Here is a 1,187-nt window from a genome sequence, read left to right as displayed (position 1 = left end):
GGGTCTGCCGCCCCAGCGAAGGCCTCTTTCGCTGCGGATTCTGGCGCGTTCGCGTCGTTGGGCGGCGAGGACGTCGGGGTGGCGGGCGTTCTGGTTGCGCCAGCGGAGGTAGGCGTGCAGGGCCCTGGTCTGGACGGTGTGGTTGGGGTGGTTCGAATTGGCCAGGGTGAATTGCCGTAGCGGTCCGAAGTGCGCCTCGATGGGGTTGGCCCAGGAGGCGTAGGTCGGGGTGAAGCACAGCTCGACCTTGTTACGGGCCGCCCACCTGCGGATTCTCCAGTTGAGGTGGGCGGATAGGTTGTCGAGGATCACGTAGATCGGGGCGCCGTCCGGGCGGGCCGCCCGGATCGTTCTCAGGGCGGTCCGGGTGTGGTCGATGCCCTTGCGGCGTCGGTTGACGCCCCACATCTGGTCGTCGCCGACGGAGTAGCAGCCGTGGAAGTAGGTGATTCCGTGGGTGCGCCGGTAGGTGGCCGGCAGCCGGTCGGGCCGGGTCTGTTCTGCCCAGCAGGAGCCGGCGGTGGGGCGGATGCCCAAGGGCCCGAACTCGTCGAACGCAAAGGTGCGGTCCGGCCGTTCGTTGATCGCGTACTCGATCCCGGCCAGCTTGGCGTCGAAGGCCGCATCTGGGGACTCCTTCCAGGTCTTCGTGCGCTGGAAGGAGATCCCGCGGCGGGCGAGTAAGCACCGCAGTGCCTCCCGGCCGATGAGGACGGGGCGGGCACGATTGCGCCGCAGGTGATCGGCGAGCTTGCGGATCGACCAGCGGGTGAAGGGCTTGCCCAGCACGGTCGGGCGAGTGGTGGCCGTCTGGACGACGAAGTCCTCGTCGTCACGATCGAGAAGGCGGGGACGGCCTCCCGCCCAGCGAGGGTTCAGGCATGCGAGCCCGATCTCGTTGAAATTGTGGATCACACCGCGGACGGTGTCCTCGTCCGCCTGGACCAGGCGGGCTATGACGGGGACTGTGCTCCCGCCGGCCGAAGCCAGGAGCATCATCGCCCGCCGGAACCGCACCGAACTCGTGCTGCCCCGCCGGACGATGTGCTGGAGTTTCTGGCCCTCCTGCTCGGTCAGCCCGCGAACCCGGACCGGTTTCGCCATCCCGCCTCCCCACGCTGCTTGGAGAACTCATTTCCAACCAGCACAACGAGCAACCCGGCGAACCTTCCCGGTCACGGCACTAG

Annotated in this window: 1 protein-coding gene; it reads right to left on the bottom strand. The window is 68.2% G+C overall.

Features of this window, described 5'->3' with window-relative positions:
- Window positions 1-1,104, bottom strand: a 1,104-nt coding sequence (locus ABZY31_RS31285) for an IS630 family transposase (protein WP_356417087.1), incomplete at its 3' end; no start/stop codon positions are given.
- Window positions 1,105-1,187 lie beyond the last annotated feature (83 nt).

This window comes from Streptomyces sp. NPDC006529 (assembly GCF_040611795.1).
In the GTDB taxonomy this organism is placed as follows: domain Bacteria; phylum Actinomycetota; class Actinomycetes; order Streptomycetales; family Streptomycetaceae; genus Streptomyces.
Note: the sequence above shows the minus strand (reverse complement) of the source record. Positions and strands in the feature narration are given on the sequence as shown.